This is a genomic window from Nocardia sp. NBC_00508 (assembly GCF_036346875.1).
GTDB lineage: Bacteria > Actinomycetota > Actinomycetes > Mycobacteriales > Mycobacteriaceae > Nocardia.
This window is the reverse complement of the sequence record NZ_CP107852.1, coordinates 5,100,814-5,117,899: the sequence shown is the minus strand read 5'-3', so window position 1 is coordinate 5,117,899 and position 17,086 is coordinate 5,100,814. Positions and strand designations below refer to the sequence as shown.

15 protein-coding genes are annotated in these 17,086 nt (G+C 67.3%); 6 read left to right on the top strand and 9 right to left on the bottom strand.

The features are described 5' to 3' along the window. Positions 1–267: 267 nt before the first annotated feature. Positions 268–843: a hypothetical protein gene (locus OHA40_RS22760; RefSeq protein ID WP_330228908.1), complete on the top strand. Its 576-nt coding sequence runs from the start codon at positions 268–270 to the stop codon at positions 841–843. Between the two features lie 167 nt (positions 844–1,010). Here the strand turns inward: OHA40_RS22760 and OHA40_RS22755 are convergent, their stop codons facing one another. The 6 genes from OHA40_RS22755 to OHA40_RS22730 all read right to left on the bottom strand — a co-directional run bounded on the left by OHA40_RS22755 (position 1,011) and on the right by OHA40_RS22730 (position 9,073). Beyond that, positions 1,011–1,763, bottom strand: a complete 753-nt coding sequence (locus OHA40_RS22755) for a sirohydrochlorin chelatase (protein ID WP_330228907.1) — start codon at positions 1,761–1,763, stop codon at positions 1,011–1,013. Continuing rightward, positions 1,760–3,001 (bottom strand): uroporphyrinogen-III synthase, encoded by a 1,242-nt coding sequence (locus tag OHA40_RS22750; protein WP_330228906.1) that lies wholly within the window; start codon positions 2,999–3,001, stop codon positions 1,760–1,762. The genes OHA40_RS22755 and OHA40_RS22750 overlap by 4 nt, the downstream gene beginning before the upstream one ends. Positions 3,002–3,006: 5 nt before the next feature. Then, the gene (gene nirD, locus OHA40_RS22745; protein WP_330228905.1) at positions 3,007–3,408 is read right to left on the bottom strand and encodes a nitrite reductase small subunit NirD; all 402 of its coding nucleotides are present in this window, start codon (positions 3,406–3,408) and stop codon (positions 3,007–3,009) included. A 64-nt stretch (positions 3,409–3,472) separates the two neighbouring features. Further along, positions 3,473–5,998 (bottom strand): nitrite reductase large subunit NirB, encoded by a 2,526-nt coding sequence (gene nirB / locus OHA40_RS22740; protein WP_330228904.1) that lies wholly within the window; start codon positions 5,996–5,998, stop codon positions 3,473–3,475. A gap of 29 nt (positions 5,999–6,027) precedes the next feature. Continuing rightward, on the bottom strand, positions 6,028–7,542 hold the full coding sequence (locus tag OHA40_RS22735) for a nitrate/nitrite transporter (RefSeq protein ID WP_442944072.1): 1,515 nt from the start codon (positions 7,540–7,542) through the stop codon (positions 6,028–6,030). Positions 7,543–7,828: 286 nt separating this feature from the next. Further along, positions 7,829–9,073 carry an MFS transporter gene (locus OHA40_RS22730; RefSeq protein ID WP_442943788.1) on the bottom strand — a complete coding sequence of 415 codons (1,245 nt, stop codon included), beginning with the start codon at positions 9,071–9,073 and terminating at the stop codon, positions 7,829–7,831. A 65-nt stretch (positions 9,074–9,138) separates the two neighbouring features. Between OHA40_RS22730 and OHA40_RS22725 the strand changes: the two genes are divergently transcribed. Then, positions 9,139–9,810, top strand: a complete 672-nt coding sequence (locus OHA40_RS22725) for a FadR/GntR family transcriptional regulator (RefSeq protein WP_330228903.1) — start codon at positions 9,139–9,141, stop codon at positions 9,808–9,810. Positions 9,811–10,010: 200 nt separating this feature from the next. Continuing rightward, positions 10,011–11,492, top strand: a complete 1,482-nt coding sequence (locus OHA40_RS22720; protein WP_330228902.1) for a nitrate/nitrite transporter — start codon at positions 10,011–10,013, stop codon at positions 11,490–11,492. A gap of 194 nt (positions 11,493–11,686) precedes the next feature. On the opposite strand, the gene OHA40_RS22715 is transcribed toward OHA40_RS22720, so the two are convergent. After that, positions 11,687–12,001: a WXG100 family type VII secretion target gene (locus tag OHA40_RS22715; protein ID WP_330228901.1), complete on the bottom strand. Its 315-nt coding sequence runs from the start codon at positions 11,999–12,001 to the stop codon at positions 11,687–11,689. A 92-nt stretch (positions 12,002–12,093) separates the two neighbouring features. On the opposite strand from OHA40_RS22715, the gene OHA40_RS22710 reads away from it, so the two are divergent. From OHA40_RS22710 to OHA40_RS22700, 3 genes are all read left to right on the top strand, one after another. Beyond that, positions 12,094–13,785 carry an alpha/beta hydrolase gene (locus OHA40_RS22710; protein WP_330228900.1) on the top strand — a complete coding sequence of 564 codons (1,692 nt, stop codon included), beginning with the start codon at positions 12,094–12,096 and terminating at the stop codon, positions 13,783–13,785. Between the two features lies 1 nt (position 13,786). Then, the gene (locus tag OHA40_RS22705) at positions 13,787–14,359 is read left to right on the top strand and encodes an LppA family lipoprotein (protein WP_330228899.1); all 573 of its coding nucleotides are present in this window, start codon (positions 13,787–13,789) and stop codon (positions 14,357–14,359) included. A 72-nt stretch (positions 14,360–14,431) separates the two neighbouring features. Continuing rightward, the gene (locus OHA40_RS22700) at positions 14,432–14,821 is read left to right on the top strand and encodes a DUF2511 domain-containing protein (protein WP_330228898.1); all 390 of its coding nucleotides are present in this window, start codon (positions 14,432–14,434) and stop codon (positions 14,819–14,821) included. Between the two features lie 134 nt (positions 14,822–14,955). Here the strand turns inward: OHA40_RS22700 and OHA40_RS22695 are convergent, their stop codons facing one another. Both OHA40_RS22695 and OHA40_RS22690 read right to left on the bottom strand, forming a co-directional pair. Continuing rightward, on the bottom strand, positions 14,956–15,729 hold the full coding sequence (locus OHA40_RS22695; protein ID WP_330228897.1) for an ESX secretion-associated protein EspG: 774 nt from the start codon (positions 15,727–15,729) through the stop codon (positions 14,956–14,958). A gap of 11 nt (positions 15,730–15,740) precedes the next feature. Next, on the bottom strand, positions 15,741–17,063 hold the full coding sequence (locus tag OHA40_RS22690; RefSeq protein ID WP_330228896.1) for a hypothetical protein: 1,323 nt from the start codon (positions 17,061–17,063) through the stop codon (positions 15,741–15,743). Positions 17,064–17,086: the final 23 nt, after the last annotated feature.

Sequence of the window (17,086 nt, the reverse complement as noted above, 5' to 3'; positions counted from 1 at the left end):
CACCCGGCCCGAATCGGCGCGAGCGACACCGGTGGAAATCACGATCGCACTGCGGAGCGCCGCGTCCCAGGCCCCACGGAAGCGCTGTGATGGCGAACGCGGCGGTGGAATCACGGCCGGACCTGACCTGAGACGGAAACTCTGCTGCACGCGGACGGATCACAGCCCAGAAATGGGAACAGACCCGAGCGGGAGGAAGCCCACGTGATCTGGATACTCTCTGCTCGTCGCGGCCGCTCGAAAGTATGTTCCCCCGAGGAGGAGTTGATGGATTCCGAACACACCGTCCGCGAAGTGGTGGACCTGATCGTCGAACTCGGTCTTGTCGATCAGTCCACCGCCGGGCAGACCGTGCAGCCGGACGAACTCGACAAGCCGCTGAGCTACTACCGCGACGCCCCCCAGCAGGCCGTGCTGAGTCTGCTCGACCACCTGGGGATCCGATTCGCTTTCGACTACAAGACGTTTCGCGGCATCGAAGAGGCTGACGACGACGCGCGGCTGGAGTGGTACGAAGACGTGTTGCAGTCGATCGCCTCCTGCAGCCGCGGCTCGGTGACCATCACCAACGTGCGGCTGGTCGAGGACGACGAAAACTGGGAGCTCCAGTTCGACTGCAACGGCGAGACCGAGGCATGGCCGGTATCCCCCGGTGACGAAGATGAGGACGTCGAAGCCGCGATCACCTTCGCCACATACCTTCCCGGGATCCCCGCAGACTCCCTCGAGCGCTTTTGCTCCGTGGATCCCCCGGATGTAGATCTGAGCGGGCAAGCCGTCTTCGGCGACCCGGAGGCGCTCAATCGGCTGGGCGCGCACTTCGGGCTCACCTTCAGGGCGTAGCCGATCGACACAGCCGGAATGAACCTCCCCGGAGGGTGACCTGCGACGAGGACGGTCCGCGGAGGTCATCTCCGCATCGGCGCTCCCGATCCGCCCGCCGGGCAATCGGTTACGCGTTCTGCGGACTGTGCGCAGCGGGCGCGCATGCGGACAATTTGTGCGACTGCTCAGCGAGCGCGCGCTCGGACCATCTCGTGGGCAGCCGCCCGGTAGCGCTCGGCGATGAGCCGGACCACGGCCGGGTGGACGCCGATGGGTTCGGCGACGCCGTCGGCGCCCGCCTCGTGCAGGCGCTGCTGGAACAGGCCGTGTGCCAGCAGGTACGAGGCGACGAAGACCCGTCGTGCGCCCCCGGCGCGCAGTTCGGCGACCACCTCCGGTACACGCGGCGCGCCGGTGGCGACATAGGCGATACGGACGGGAACACCGAGACGTTCGGTGAGCAGCGCGGCCGCGCGCCGAACGTCTTGTCGGGCACGAGCGTCCGAGGAGCCCGCGGCGGCGAAGACCACCGCGTCACCGGGGGCCCAGCCCGCGGCGCGCAGGCGCATCTTCATGATGCGCGCCAACGCGGAATCAGGGCCCATGGCCGGAGTGACCAGCACCGCGGGATGCGCGCTCTCCGAGACCTCACGCGGTACGTCCTGGTAGACGTGGTAACCCGAGGCCAGGAACGCCGGAACCACTACGGCGGGCACGGATTCCCCGGTCGGTGTCGCCAGATCGCGGAGCACTTCCGACGGCGAAGGACCGAGCACGTCCACGAAGGCCGTACGCACCCACGGCGTTTCCTCGGTGCCGGGCCCCGAGACCCCGGCCCCGAGCTCCTTCGACACGGCCTCGGCGAGCGCCGCGATCATCTGCACGCCCTTGGTGCTGCGGGTCCCGTGGGCCACCAGCACCAGGGCGGGCGCGGTCACCAGCTCCCCGCAGTCTGGATGTACCGAGGTGCCCGGGTCGGAATTCCGACGCCGGGCACCTGCGGGCCTCCTGTCGCGGTGGGCCGTGGGTTGTTGTCGGTGCATTCGGCCGGGTCCAGCGCGAGCCGGTACCCGCGTTTGACCACGGTCTGAATCGCTTTCGGCGTGCCGAGCCCGGCGCGCAGCCGGGCGATGGCGGTCTCCACCGCGTGCGTGTCGTCCCCGCCGCCGGGCAGCGCGGCGAGCAGGTCTTCGCGCGAGACGACCCGGCCGGGCTGGCGGGCCAGCGAGCGCATCAGCGCCATCGGCGCGGGCGCCAGCTGACGCACCTGACCGTCGACCACCACGCACGCGCCGCGCACGCTGATGTTGTGTCCCGCGGCCTGAATCCGGTTGGCGCGCCTGGGCAGTTCCTCGGTGACGTGGCGGGCCAACGCGCCGAGCCGAGCACGCCCCGGCATCGACGTGGGCACCCCGAGCTCTTCCAGCGGGGCGGCCGTGATCGGCCCGACGCAGGCGGGCAGCACCCGGCCGCGCAGTGCGTACAGCAGCCCTTCCAACAGTCCGGTTTCCTTGGCGCGCATCAACATGGACGCGACCGCGGGCGCACTGGTGAAGGTGACGCAGTCCAAACCGGACGTGACGATGCCCTCGATCAGGTGATCCATCGGTCCCTGGTCGTCCGGCGGCACCCAGCGGTACACCGGCACCGGCACGACATCCGCACCCGCGCAACGCAGGACCTCGCAGAAGTCGGGCACCGGCTCCCACTCGGTGGTGGCCCCGTGCAGCTGCACCGCGATCCGGACGCCCTCCACGCCCTCGGCGAGCAGGTGGTCCAGGACCTCCGCGGAAGACTCGGAGGCGGGCGACCATTCCTCGCGCAGTTCGGCGGCGCGGATGGCGCCCTTGGCCTTCGGGCCGCGGGCGAGCATGCGGGTGCCGCCCAGCGTGCGGCGCAGATCCTCGGCCAAGCCCCAGCCTTCGGCCGCCTCCATCCAGCCGCGGAAGCCGATACCGGTGGTGGCCACGGTGATCTGCGGCGGATCGGCCACCAGCTGCCGGGTGACCCGCTCCAGCTCGGCGTCGTCGGAGAGCGGGATGATCCGGATGGCCGGTGCGGACACGATGGTCGCGCCACGACGTTCCAGCAGTGTGGCGAACTCTACGGCGCGCCGGGCCGCCGTGATGCCGACCGTGAATCCGGCCAGGCCGCCGCCCGCGTCAGGTGTTGTCATGCCGATCATCCATCCGAGGTCGCGAGCCCGGATGCCACCGGCTCATTGGAAACCGCAACGATGCCGTCGTCCACGCGCACCGCGTACACCGGCAGCATCGCCGATTCGTCGTCCAGGCACTGCCCGTCGACCAGGGAGAAAGCTTGCTTCAGCAGCGGCGAGGCCACGACGGGCACGCCGCCGCGATCGCCGACGATCCCGCGCGACATGACCGCAGCCCTGCCGAACGGATCGATATTGCCGACGGCATACAGCATGCCGCTCTCGAGCAGGAACAGGGCAGCCTGTCGGCCACCTTTCAGCAACACCGCAACGCCGCGGCCGGGAAGCAGGTAGTCGAGACGGCATGCCTGCGTCCAACCCGTGGTGGTAGCTGCGGCAATGCCGGGGGTATCGATCACGGTCATCGGTGTCATCCTCCAAACGCCTTACCCATTGGTACCGGCGTTCTGTTTCCAGGCGGTTAAGCGGTCATTTCCCCGGCGTGGCGACCGGGACTTCCGGCAGTCCCAGCAGGACGGGAACCTTCCGCTCTCCGGTTTCATCGAAGGAAATCGTCGGATCCGACTCCTCCGGGGCGTTGACGAACGACACGAAGCGAGACAGTTTCTCTTCGTCTTCCAGGACCGCGGCCCACTCGTCGCGGTAGCCAGCGACATGCTGGGCCATCGCCGCCTCCAGATCATCGGCGATGCCGAGGCTGTCATCACAGATCACCTGCTCGAGGTAATCGACGCCACCCTCCAGCGCCTCCTGCCACGGCGCGGTGCGCTGCAAACGATCGGCGGTGCGGATGTAGAACATCAGGTACCGGTCGATGTACTTGATCAGCGTCTCGTCGTCGAGCTCGCCGGCCAGCAGCACCGCGTGCTTGGGGGTGAGGCCGCCGTTTCCGCCGACATAGAGGTTCCAGCCGTTCTCGGTGGCGATCACACCGACGTCCTTGCCGCGCGCCTCGGCGCATTCGCGAGCGCAACCGGAGACGGCCAGCTTCAGCTTGTGCGGCGAGCGCAGGCCGCGGTAGCGCTTCTCCAGCAGCACGGCCATGCCGACCGAGTCCTGCTGACCGTAGCGGCACCAGGTGGAGCCGACGCAGCTCTTCACGGTGCGCAGCGACTTGCCGTAGGCGTGGCCGGATTCCATGCCCGCGTCCACCAGCCGCTTCCAGATCATCGGCAGCTGCTCGACGCGCGCGCCGAACAGGTCGATGCGCTGGCCGCCGGTGACCTTCACATACAGGCCGAATTCCTTGGCCACCTCACCGATGGTGATCAGCTGCTCGGCGGTGACCTCGCCGCCGGGCATCCGGGGCACCACCGAGTAGGTGCCGTTCTTCTGCAGGTTGGCCAGGAAGTGGTCGTTGGTGTCCTGCAGCGCCGCCTGCTCGCCGTCGAGGATGTGGTCGCTCGAGGTGGAGGCGAGGATGGAGGCGACGGTCGGCTTGCAGATGTCGCAGCCGGTGCCCTTTCCGTACTTGGCGATCAGGGCGGAGAAGGTGCGGATGCCGGTGACCTGGACGATCTGGAACAGCTCGGCGCGCGACTGCTCGAAGTGCTCGCACAGCGCCTTCGACATCTCCACGCCGGACTGCTCGAGCAGCTTCTTGAGCATGGGGACGCAACCGCCGCAAGAGGTGCCGGCGGTGGTGCACTTCTTGATCGCCGGGATGTCGCAAGCGCCCTCGGCGATCGCGCCGCAGATCGAGCCCTTCGACACGTTGTTGCAGGAGCAGATCTGCGCGTCGTCGGGCAGCGCGTCGGCGCCGAGTTCCGCGCCCGCGGGCGAGATCAGCTGGGCAGGCTCGGCGGGCAGCGGACGGCCGACCAGTGGCCGCAGTGCCGAGTAGGCGGTGGCGTCGCCGACCAGGATGCCGCCGAGCAGGGTCTTCGCGTCGTCGGAGACGACGAGCTTGGCGTAGGTGCCCTTGGCCGCGTCGTGCAGCACGACCGACAGCGCGCCCTCGGTGACGCCGTGCGCGTCGCCGAAGCTGGCCACGTCGACGCCGAGCAGCTTGAGCTTGGTCGACATGTCCGCGCCGGGGAACTCGCCCGCGCCGCCGAGCAGCCGGTCCGCCACGATCTCGGCGGTGCTGTAACCCGGGGCGACCAGGCCGTAGCACACGCCTTCCACGGCGGCGCATTCGCCGATCGCCCAGATATTCGGGTCGGAAGTCTGCAGACCGAGGTCGGTGATGATGCCGCCGCGCGGGCCGACCTCCAGTCCCGCGTCGCGGGCGATCTGGTCGCGCGGGCGGACACCGGCGGAGAACACCACCAGCCCGGCCTCGATCACCGACTCATCCGACAGCGTGACCTTCAGTCCCTTGTCGGCCGACTCGATCGAGGAGGTGCCGACGCCGGTGTGCACGTGCAGGCCGAGGTCGGTGACCAGCCGCTCCAGGATGGCGCCGCCGCCCTCGTCGACCTGGGCGGGCATCAGCCGCGCGTTGTACTCGACCACATGCGGGGTGATGCCGAGCAGCCGCAGCGCGTTCGCGGCCTCGAGGCCGAGCAGACCGCCGCCGACCACCACACCGGCCGCGCCGGGTCCGGCGGCCTCGGCGGCGGCACGGATGCCGTCCAGGTCGTCGAGGGTCCGGTAGACGAAGCATTCCGGGTGGTCGTGGCCGGGCACCGGCGGCACGAACGGGTAGGACCCGGTGGCCAGCACGAGCGCGTCGTAGGCGAGCGTGTCACCCGCCGACGTGGTCACCTTGCGCGCTTCCCGGTCGATCGACTCGGCGCGCTGGCCGAGCCGCAGTTCGACCAGGTCGTCACCGGCGTACTCGTTGCCGGGCAGCGCGAGCGCGGCGGCGTCCCAGCTGCCCACGTAGGACGAGAGACCGACGCGGTCGTAGGCGGGCAGCTGCTCCTCGCTGAGGATGACCACCTGCCAGCGGCCTTCGGTGTCGCGCGAGCGCAGCGCCTCGACGAACCGGTGCCCGACCATTCCGTGGCCGACGACCACCGCGGTCTTGCGAGCGACTGTGGGGTTCATCTGTTGGTCCTCCTGGACTGGATCGGGTGTCAGGCGCGGGCCGACGAGCTGCTGGACTGGGACGGGGCGCTCGGCGAGCGGCCGGCTTCGGCTTCGAGCACGAAGCTCTCCGCCTCCACGACGACATCGGAATCGGCGACGACGCGGGCGCCGGGGCGGCGCAGGAAGACCGCCCAGACCACCAGCGCACAGACCACGTAGAAGACCATGAACACCCAGAACGCGGTGGTCGCCGACGCGGTCGAGGCGTAGGAGGAGCGCAGCACCAGGTTGATGCCGACGCCGCCGAGCGCGCCGATGGCGCCGACGAAGCCGATGAGCGCGCCGGAGGTGTTCTGCGACCACGCGGACCGTTCGGCAGGGGTGGCGTCCAGGCTCTTGGACTTCGCCTCGAAGACCGAGGGGATGATCTTGGTGACCGACCCGTTGCCGATCCCGGACAGCACGAACAACGCGATGAAGCCCGCGACCAGCGCGGTCATCACCGCACCGCCGGCCACCCCGTTGTTGCGGTCGGCCATCGTGCTGGCCACCGTGACCAGCGCCGCGGCCCCCATCATGGCGCCGAACACGTACAGCGTGACCCGGCTACCGCCGATGCGGTCGGCCCACTTGCCGCCGTAGGGCCGGGCCAGCGAGCCGAGCAGCGGACCGAGGAACGCGATCTGCGCGGCGTGCAGGGTGGCCTGCGCGACGCTGTCGCCACCGGCCTTGAAGCTGATCTGCAGGATCTGGCCGAAGGCGAAGCTGTAGCCGATGAACGAGCCGAATGTGCCGATGTAGAGGAACGCGATCGCCCAGGACTGCGGCACCTTCAGCGCGGTGAGCATGTAGGACAGGTCGGCCTTCTGGTTGGGCAGATTGTCCATGTACAGCGCGGCGCCGAGCCCGGCGAGCGCCACGAACACCAGGTAGATCGCGCAGATCAGCGAGGCGTAGCTGTTGCCGAGGGTGGCGATCACCAGCAGGCCGATCAGCTGGATCACCGGAACGCCGATATTGCCGCCGCCCGCGTTCAGGCCCAGCGCCCAACCCTTGAGCCGCTGCGGGTAGAAGGCGTTGATATTGGTCATCGAGGAGGCGAAGTTGCCACCGCCGAAGCCCGCGAACGCGGCGATCACCAGGAACGTGGTGTACGAAGTGCCCGGCTGGTTGATGAAGTACAGCGTGAGCAGCGCCGGGATGAGCAGCAGGGCCGCGCTCAAGACGGTCCAGTTGCGCCCGCCGAACCTCGCGGTCGCGACGGTGTAGGGGATCCGCAGGAACGCGCCGACCAGCGTGGGCATCGCGACCAGGAAGAACTTGCCCGCCGGGTCGATGCCGAACTTGTCGGTGGGCATGAACAGCACCATCACCGACCAGATCGACCAGACCGAGAATCCGACGTGCTCGGCGACGACCGACCAGATCAGGTTGCGCTTGGCGATCTCCTTGCCGCCTGCCTCCCAGGCGGCCACATCCTCGGCATCCCAGTGCTCGATGCGCGGCCTGCGGATCGTCGTCCGTAGCGCTTCCCAACGGTTACGCGTCAGCGTGCTCAACAGGGCCTCCCAAAGTCGGTTGGCCCCACGGTAGGAAATGGGTATTGCCGAAATGCTGCGCGAAATGACCGTCAAATCAACGGTTGCTCACGATTCCCGATTACCTCGGGTGAGTTTCGCGTGAATGTTTCGCGCGTGTGACACAGCGGTTTCCGTGCGTCACAAATAGCCGATCTCGAATTTCGCGACCGGTGAGGTGTGACGCGCGCTACCCGCGACGCCCACATCCTCACCCGGTTCGCACAGCCACGCAACCCGAACTGTGAGACTTCGGCGCGAGCGGCAGGGCTCAGCTCCAGGTGTCCTCGAGCATGCACGGCTTGCACGCCTGCCAGGCGCCCGCGAGCAGCACCAGCACCGCGACGCCGAGCATCGCGAACGGAACGAGCCACCCGCCGGTCGCCGTGCGCAGCATGCCGAACAGCAGCGGACCGACACAGGCCACCGCGTAGCCGACGCCCTGGGTGAAGCCGGACAGCGCGGCCGACCCACCCGGTGTGCGGGTACGCAGGTTGATCAGCGTCAGCGCCATCGGGAAGGTGCTCGGGCCGAGACCGAGCAGCACGACCCACAGGATGGGCGCGGCCATCGGCGCGATCAGCAGCCCGGCGAACGAGGTGAAGAACAGCACCGCGCAGCCGACCACGACGGGGAACGGATTGCGGAACCGGGCCACCACGGTCGGTGCGGTGAGCGCGGCGACCAGGCCGACTCCGGCGAACAGCCCCACCATCGCTCCGCCGTACCCGGCACTCGCGCCCGCCTCGCGCAGGATCTTCGGCAGCCAGGTGAAGATCGAATAGGTGGTCAGCGAGGTCATGCCGAACATGCCCGCCATGCCCCAGGCGATCGGCGAACGCCACACGCGTCCGGCGCGCGCCGCCTGCCCCGGTGCGGCCGTGGCCGCGTCGTCACCTCCGCGCAGCACCGCGAGCCAGGGCACGGCAGCCGCGAAGCCGACCAGGGCCCACACCCCGAGCGAGACTCGCCATCCGTGCGCCTCGGCGACCGGCACCGTGGTGAAGGCGGGCAGCACCGTGCCGAGTTGCACCATGACGATGTACAGCGAGCTCACCGCGGCGAGACGATCCGGGAAATACCGCTTCACCAGCGGCGGGATGACCACGTTGCCGATGCCCATGCCCGCGAGCGCGAGGGCGGAGAAGATCAGCAGTTCCGCGGCGCCCGACATCAGCACCCGGATCAGCATGCCCGTACCCGCCATCAGCATGGCGGTCAGCGCGGTGCGCTCCAGTCCGAGCCGGGTGGCCAGGATCGGGGTGAGCAGTCCGGACAGCGCGAACATGGCGGTCGGGATCATGCCGAACAGGCCGACAACGGCGGTGCCGTAACCGATTTCGGCGCCGATCTGCTCGGCAAGCGGGCTGAACGCGGTGACGGCGACCCGCAGGGCGAGCGCGGACATCACGATTGCGGCCAGTACCAGCAGGCGACCCTCGGTACGCGCACGTCGACGACGCTCGAGCAGGGCCGATTCCTGACGAGTCACGATTTCCGGAAGGGTCGCAGTCACCGAGAAATCATAGGATGACCGGATGATGAGCGGCAATGATTTGTGATGGGCGGTACTCTATCGAGGTGCAACCCGTCCGGCGCACCAGCCTCATCGCCCAGGTCACCGAGCAGCTGCGTGCCGAAATTCGTTCCGGCCGTTGGCCGATCGGCTCACGCATCCCCACCGAGCCGGAGCTCACCGAGCTCACCGGCACCGGCCGGAATACCGTGCGCGAGGCCGTCCAGGCCCTGGTGCACGCGGGCATGCTGGAGCGTAGGCAGGGCTCGGGCACCTATGTGATCGCGGCTTCCGACCTCGGCGGCACCTTGGGAAAGTATTTCGCCGACGCCGAGGAACGCGACGTGCTGGAGCTGCGCCTCGCGCTGGACACCACCGCCGCCGCACTGGCGGCCCGCCGCCGCGACGACACCGACATCGCGAACCTGCTGCGTCTGCTCGCCGAACGCGACAAGGAATGGGACGAAGACCAGGCCGCCGCGATCGAGGCGGACGTGCAACTGCACCGCGCGATCGTCGTCGCGAGCCACAACGCGGTATACCTCGAGTTCTACGACTCGCTGCTGCCTATCATCGAACAGGTCATCCGCGCACGGACCGCGAAGTCCGACGACTCCTATCCCGAGGAGCACGCGGCGTTGGTGCACGCGGTGATCGACGGCGATCCCGAACGGGCCGCCTCGGCGACGCGGTGCTTCCTCGATTCCCTCATCGCCGAATATCCGGACGCGCGATAAACGCAAGAGCGGCGAGGTAACCAAGTGGTCACCATCGGTATCCGGCCAGTGTGAGTCGGAATTGCCGGGAACGTCATCGAAAGCCACGGGCACGCAACAAGCGGCCCCTACCTTTGTCTCGACCGTAGCTAGGCACTCGACAGCCGCCGGCGGCAATGCGCCGCGATGAGGGCCGGTCGAGCCGAATCGAGAGGAAGCCGATGACCGCCGTAGCAGCCCCCGGCCAGCAGTCGCAGCCAACGACTTTCGAACACAAGAAACGCGGACGCTGGATCGACCACTGGGACCCGGACAATGCGAAATTCTGGGAATCCGGCGGTGCGAAGACCGCGCGTAAGAATCTGATCTTCTCCGTGTTCGCCGAGAATCTCGGTTTCAGCGTCTGGGTGATCTGGGGCACCGTGGTGACCAGCATGGGCGCCGCGGGCTTCGACTTCCTCGCCGGCCTCGGCAAGGGCAACCCCACCGCGGTGAGCAACGCGCTGCTGCTGACCTCGACCCCCACCCTGGTCGGCGCCGCGCTGCGCATTCCGTACACCTTCGCCATCCCCAAATTCGGCGGACGAGCGTTCACCGCGTTCAGCGCGGCCATGCTCTTGTTCCCGACGCTCGGCCTGGCGTACTTCGTCAACCAGCCCGGCACGCCCATGTGGGTCTTCCTGCTGCTGGCCGCGCTGGCCGGCGTCGGCGGCGGCAACTTCTCCTCGTCGATGGCGAACATCTCGTTCTTCTTCCCCGAAGGGAAGAAAGGTGCGGCCCTTGGCATCAACGCGGCGGGCGGCAACCTCGGCGTCGCGCAGACTCAGCTCGTCCTGCCGCTGCTGATCACCCTCGGCACCCACATCCTGGCGAAGGATCCCGCCGGCTACCGGTTCGGCATCACCCTGTCGGTGCTGGTCTGGATACCGTTCATCCTGGTCGCCACGTTCGGCGCGCTGCGCTACATGGACAGCATCAGCACCGCGAAATCCGACGGCAAGTCCTACAAGCTGGCCCTCACCAGCAGGCACACCTGGGTGATGTCGTTCCTCTACATCGGCACCTTCGGCTCGTTCATCGGGTTCTCCTTCGCCTTCCCCACCCTGATCAAGGCCAACTTCCCGGACCTGGCCAAGATCGGCTGGATCACCACGCTCGGTAACCTCGCCTTCCTCGGCGCGCTGGTCGGCTCGTTCAGCCGTCCGTTCGGCGGCTGGGTCTCCGACAAGATCGGCGGCGCCAAGATCACCGCGTTCGTGTTCGGCGGCATGTCGGTCGCGGTCGCGCTCATCATGATCGCGCTGGAGCTGAAGAGCTTCCCGCTGTACCTGACCGCGTTCCTGATTCTGTTCGTGCTCACCGGCATCGGCAACGGCTCCACCTACCGGATGATCCCGATGATCTTCAGCGCGCAAGCCAAGAAGTACGCCGCCGAGCACGGCCTGGACATCACCGAATCGGTGGCCTCGGCCAGGCGCCAGGCCGGTGCGGCCATCGGCGTCATCGGCGCGATCGGCGCCTCCGGCGGCTACCTGCTCCAGCAGGCGCTGCGTCTGTCGAACATCAACTTCGGCACCATGGCCCCCGCCTTCTGGGCCTACGCCGCGACCTTCCTGGTCATGGCGGGCGTCACCTGGTGGTTCTACCTGCGGTCCTCGTTCGCCATCCAGCGCGTCCCCTCGCTGTCCTACGCGAACGTGTAACCGCCACAGCGTGTCCCGCGGTCCGGACCCCGCGGGACACGGGCGCGACGGCCGCCGTTCCCCTCCGGCGACCGCGCGCCCACCGTGCGAGACCGAACGTCCGCCCCATCGCCCGGGTGAAAGCCCGGGTCCGGCAACGGGTCCCGGCCTGCACCGGGACGAGGGCGGACGTTCGGTTTTGTCGTACCGCCCACTCAGAGGTCGAGGCTGGACGATTGCGACGTCAGCTGGGTACTTCTCGATTGGTCCTGCGACTGGAGGTTGTTGGCCGCTGTGGTCAGCGATTCGGAAAGCTCGGCGAGGTTCTGTTGCAACAGGTTCCGGCGGCCTTCCAGATAGGTGGTGAACCGCCCGAACGCGCTCGCCGCCGCTTCCTTCCATCCGTCGCGGCTGTCGGCGATCGCCTGATCGACCTCCCGAAGCTTTACGCCGGAGTCGTTGAACAGAACGTCGAGCCGACCGGCCGCACCGCGAAGCAGTTCAGGATCGACAGATACGGAATCAGCCACCAAAGCCCCCCTGTGTCTAGCGAATACGCGTGATCGCCCGCTACGATACCGGTCGGCACAAGCGATGCGATTTCTATGGGGGACGCAGATCGATGCTGTTACCGGACATCCGTTGGTGGAACGAACTCGCACTGGAAACGCTCGAAACATCGCTGTCTCGGCGCCTCACCACGCTGGACGATGTCAACAACCTGCTCGCGGACATCGGCAAGCTCCCGGGTTGGCAAGGCGACGCCGCGGACGCGGCGCGGCGCAGGTTCACTGTCACCGCTGATCAGCTGACCGACGAAGCCGCGGCGCTCGGCGCGGTCCGGGAACTGACGAAACAGACCAGGGAAGCCGTCAAACACCTGAAGACGACGCTGGCCACCATCGACCAGACGGCCGCCGCGAACGGTCTCGAAGTCTGGGACAACGGACACGTCACCATCGCCGACCAGCCCAATGCGCCGGATGCGGCGTCGGTGGAGGCATTGCGACTGGAGCTGATCGAGGCGGCACGCGCGGTCATGCGCCAAGCCGACGACATCAACGCGGACGCGGCCGCGGTACTGAACAAAGCCGCCGACGGACAGATCGACGACAAGGGCGCCACGGATATCACTGCCGCATCCACCACCGGCGCATCGCAAGGCGGACTGACCGCGCCCGCTCCCCCGGAGAAGGGAACTCCGCAGCAGAACAAGGAGTGGTGGGATGCGATGGACGAACAGCAGCGCCGCGAGGTCATCGAGCAGCATCCGGAATGGATCGGCAACCGGGACGGCATACCGTCCATGGCCCGCCACGAAGCGAACGTCAACCGGATCGACGACGAACGTACTCGGTTGACGCAGGAGCGCGACAAGCTGCGAGAGGAGCTGAAAGACGCGCCCGATGGGTCGAGGTATCCGAACGCGCCGGATCCGTATGGCGAGGACAAAGCCGAACTGGCTCGCGTCGAGGCGAAGCTGAAGGATCTCGACGCGATCGAGGGCATCTTGAAGGACCGTCCGCTGGACCCGGCCAACCCGGACAAAGGCGCCCGCCTGCTATTGCTGGATATGCAATCAGGAGAGAAGGGTATGGCCGCGGTCGCCGTTGGTGACCCTGATAACGCGGACCATGTCTCGGTCACCACGCCTGGCGTATCTACGACCGTGCAGTCGTTGGGGGGAATGACCCGCGAGGCCGCAGCCGTGCAGGAAGAGGCGATGGACCAGTTGCGGCGGGCGGGCCGTCCTGATGAGCGGGTGGCGTCGATCGCTTGGCTCGGGTATGAACCCCCACCGGAAATAGGACCGGAGGCGGCAAGCGCCGATCGAGCCAAGGAAGGTGCACCCAGGCTGGCGAACTTCTTCAACGGTCTGGATGCCGCCTCGAACAAACCGGATCCGCATATCACGGCCTTGGGCCACTCCTACGGGTCCTACACGACGGCGCTGGCGTTGCAGGATTCTGGCCCTGGTCAGCCCGTCGACGACGTTGTCTTCTACGGCTCACCCGGTATCAACGCCGATGACGAACCAGATCTCGGTCTGCCACAGGGTCGTGGTTATGTGATGCGCGCACCCGACGACCCGATCACATGGGCCGATGGCACCGGCATGTTCGGCCCCGATCCCGTAAAGACAAACCTGGAACAACTCTCTGTCGCCGAGGCTACGACGAGCGACGGCGTCCATCGCGAGGACTCGAACGGCCACAGCGAGTACCCCCGGCCGAGCGCGAACGGCGAACTTCGCACAGCCGGATACAACATGGCCGTGATCGTCGCCGGATTACCCGAACGGGCGGTGCGCTGAGATGGCGAAGAAGGCAGTTGCACGCATACTGGCGTCGATCGTCGTCGCGGCGATCCTGAGCGGATGTGGAAGCAATTTGGATAACCCCGACCACCCGGTGACCAAGGACGAGATCGCGCGCGCCGAAGCGAAGATGCGGGAGCTGCCGTCTGTGGAAGCCACTGAGCGACAGCTCATCGCGACTATCCAGCAGATCGCAGATGCCGCGAAAACCATTGCACCTGAACTCGACTGGCGGGTCGATGTCAATCGCGGACAGGACACGCTCGGATGCCCATCCCCGTACCTGGAGACCGACGGGGTATCGATGTCAACCGACCGCCTCGTTTCGCTGGTGCCGATTGCCGACAGCGAGTGGCCCAGCGTTCTGATTGTCGCGCGCGACATCGCCGCACAGTACGGAATAACATCGCTCACCGTTCGCGTCGATAAGCCCGGAGACCACGACGTGATACTGCACTCCCCTGACAACGGCAACGAGATCAAGCTCGGCACATACAAGGCCGCTCTTATCGGCGGCTCAACAGGCTGCCGCTACCGCGAAGAAGACTTGCGACAGCAGCCTGGAAACTGATCGGCGGCGGTCTCCATGAGAATGCGCCACCCAGTGGACAGACGAGCTGCCGCTCTGTTTGGAGGAGAGATCATGCAGCTTCGAGGCTTCCTGTTTGCCGCGGCGGCAGCAGCGGGTGCCATCGTGGTCACCGCGTGTGGGGGCGGTTCCGGACCGAAAAATCCCGCACACACGAGCCCAGTGCCCCTGCCGGATCCGACCTCGAGCAGCCAGGTAGTGGCCAGTGAGAACCTCGGCTACCTGTGGCCGTTCACCATCGACCACGGCACTATCGAATGCCGCTCGGGAGAGCAGGTCCTGTTCATTGCACCGGACGGCCATGCCTATGCGCTCAACGACCAGGCTGAAAGGGCGGGTTTGCCGAGCGTCGAGCCCTTGCGCGCTACCGGTTCCGGCGGCGACAAAGTCAGTCTTGGCGCGTTGCGGAGCCGGGCGATGCAGTTGTGCAAGTTCGCCGAGTAGAACCGCAGCGGACTTTCAGGTTCAGCGGAACAGTCAGATTCGCACTGCTCACATGCGCCGTTACTGCAGACTTCAAGCCGAGCCTGCGACGCGGTAGCGACCGAACGCGCCCAATTCCTGGAACGTGGCGCCGGTCAATAAGGTAGGTGGACGCCGTCGCGGACTTCTGTGATGGTCCGGCTGATCATCTGTTGCAAGGTGGCGGCGATGCGTTCATTGGTGGTGGGTTTGATTGTCACCGTGTCGGTACCGAAAGTGACGTAGCGGCCGTCATTTTCGACGTCATTGACCTGGAAGTCCTTGCGGCCATGGATGTGTCGATTGTCGACGCTGCCCATGGCGTAGACGCCGACGTGGCCGATCAAGGTCATCGCGCGGGTGAAGAACCGCTCGAACTCCTCTCGTGGCGTCGGGCGCCAAGCGTCGCGGACCGGCGGTCGTGGCCGCCCCAGTTCCTCGGCCGAGACCTGTAGTTGCTTGCCTCGCCCCGGGGCGCAGCTGGGGAGCGCGCCGACCACCGCCCGCGCGACCTCGCCGGCGGGCAGCAACGTCAACACCACGTCACCGCCGGTTTCGTGATCGGGACCGGGCTCCTGCACCGCGACCGCGCCGTGCTGGTAGTGCACCCCGGCGTGCGCACGCAGCTTGCGGTCGCGGCGTGCGCCGGCGAACCCAGCCAGTTCCACCCTCGCCTCCGGCGCCAGCAGCACTTCTACCGTGCGCAGCAGATCGTCGTCGATACTCTGGCGCAACGTCCGCGCAGCCGCCTGCCGCAACCGGAGACTCTCCGACCGGAACTCTGTCGTGTACTGATGCCGCAATGGATAGGGCAGCACGTCCCGGCCGGTGGAATCCCACAGCGTCCGGAATTCGAGCGCGGTGAACCGCCAGCTCCGCACTTCAGGCATGGGAAAGGTCCTTACGGCGTTTGGTTGTCACCGATGACAGGCGGCACCGTCCTGGGCAGGTCGTCCAGCCCGGTGAGCTCGTTGCCGTGTTCCTGAGTGATCAGGTAGTCCGGAATGCCCTTGCTGGATTCGTCATCCGACTTGCCGCCGCGCGCACCGGGCGCCATCCCGCCCGGCATGCCACCCATGCCGGGGCGGCCGGACGGGCTTCCCGATCGGGCGGCCGGGTTCGCTCCGGGAGTGTTCGTGGTGCCCGGAGTCGGACGCCCCTGGGGCGGCACCGAGACTCCCGGCGACCCGGGACCGGTGGGACTTCCCGGATTTCCGGGGCTGCCGGGCGTGCTGACATTCGGGCTGCCGGGTGTGCCGGGCGTAGTGGTCGAGGCGGGTGTGGTCGAAGCCGGTGTCGTGGACGTCGGATCGGTGCTGGTCGACTGCGGTGTCCCGGCGGAATCGTCGGTGGACTGGGTGCTCGAGGGAGTGGCCGGATTGTCGGCGGGGTTGGTGCCGGGAGGATTGGAACCGGGAGATGGTGTGCCCGAAGGGTTTCCATTGCCGGTGTTCGTGATACCGGGGTTGGGACCGCTAGGGTTGGGGCCGCCGGGGTCCGTGACAGGCACCGGACGGGGGATCACCGGCACATTGGTATCGGACTCCATCACGACCGGCGCGTAGACGGTGCGCAGCACGCGCAACGCCTCGGCCTTCGCATTGTGCTCGGCGACATCGTCATTGCGCCAGCCACGCCCCGCCACCCAGGACCGGGCGTTGTCCACGCCGCTGCGATGTTCCGGCGCGTGCGGGACCAACTGCACGGTGGGCTCCAGCCCGGTCCGCAATTCGGCCAGCTTGCCGCTGGTCAGACGGGCCGCATTCGTGACCTGCGCACCCTGGGCGGTGTAGTCGCGGACCGCGATCGCCGCCGCGTCACGGGCCGCGCCCCGCCAGACGCTCTCGTCGGTTCCGCGCGCCATTTCGTTCGTGAAGTCGGTAAGAGAAGCGTTGTTGCGGTCAGCGATGTTGTTCCAGCTGGCAATCAGGTCATTGACTGCGGCCAAACCTATTTGATCGACCTTCTGGCGCAAGGTGGCTACGTCGTGCTTTTCGAACTCGTCCGCATCGAGCACTTCCCTGGGCCGGAACTCGCCTTGGAAGCCGAGGCCAGCGGCCTGACTGCGCACGCTGTCGCGCTGTCGGTTGTATCTGTCCTGCACAGCGGATGGATCGACATCGGGCCGCAACTCTTCACCGGAAATCCAATTGGTGACGTTGCGGAGCACCGTCGAACCCAGATCGGAGTTGAAGACCTGCAGGCTACTGAATGGGTGGCCCATCAGCGCACCTGCTCAGTGGCGTT

What these genes read in the sequence shown, in the direction of transcription:
- OHA40_RS22760 (WP_330228908.1), top strand. Translation starts at nt 268, where the DNA reads ATGGATTCCGAACACACCGTCCGCGAAGTGGTGGACCTGATCGTCGAA.
- OHA40_RS22750 (WP_330228906.1), bottom strand. Translation starts at nt 3,001, where the DNA reads ATGACAACACCTGACGCGGGCGGCGGCCTGGCCGGATTCACGGTCGGC.
- nirD (WP_330228905.1), bottom strand. Translation starts at nt 3,408, where the DNA reads ATGACCGTGATCGATACCCCCGGCATTGCCGCAGCTACCACCACGGGT.
- nirB (WP_330228904.1), bottom strand. Translation starts at nt 5,998, where the DNA reads ATGAACCCCACAGTCGCTCGCAAGACCGCGGTGGTCGTCGGCCACGGA.
- OHA40_RS22720 (WP_330228902.1), top strand. Translation starts at nt 10,011, where the DNA reads ATGACCGCCGTAGCAGCCCCCGGCCAGCAGTCGCAGCCAACGACTTTC.
- OHA40_RS22710 (WP_330228900.1), top strand. Translation starts at nt 12,094, where the DNA reads ATGCTGTTACCGGACATCCGTTGGTGGAACGAACTCGCACTGGAAACG.
- OHA40_RS22705 (WP_330228899.1), top strand. Translation starts at nt 13,787, where the DNA reads ATGGCGAAGAAGGCAGTTGCACGCATACTGGCGTCGATCGTCGTCGCG.
- OHA40_RS22700 (WP_330228898.1), top strand. Translation starts at nt 14,432, where the DNA reads ATGCAGCTTCGAGGCTTCCTGTTTGCCGCGGCGGCAGCAGCGGGTGCC.
- OHA40_RS22695 (WP_330228897.1), bottom strand. Translation starts at nt 15,729, where the DNA reads ATGCCTGAAGTGCGGAGCTGGCGGTTCACCGCGCTCGAATTCCGGACG.
- OHA40_RS22690 (WP_330228896.1), bottom strand. Translation starts at nt 17,063, where the DNA reads ATGGGCCACCCATTCAGTAGCCTGCAGGTCTTCAACTCCGATCTGGGT.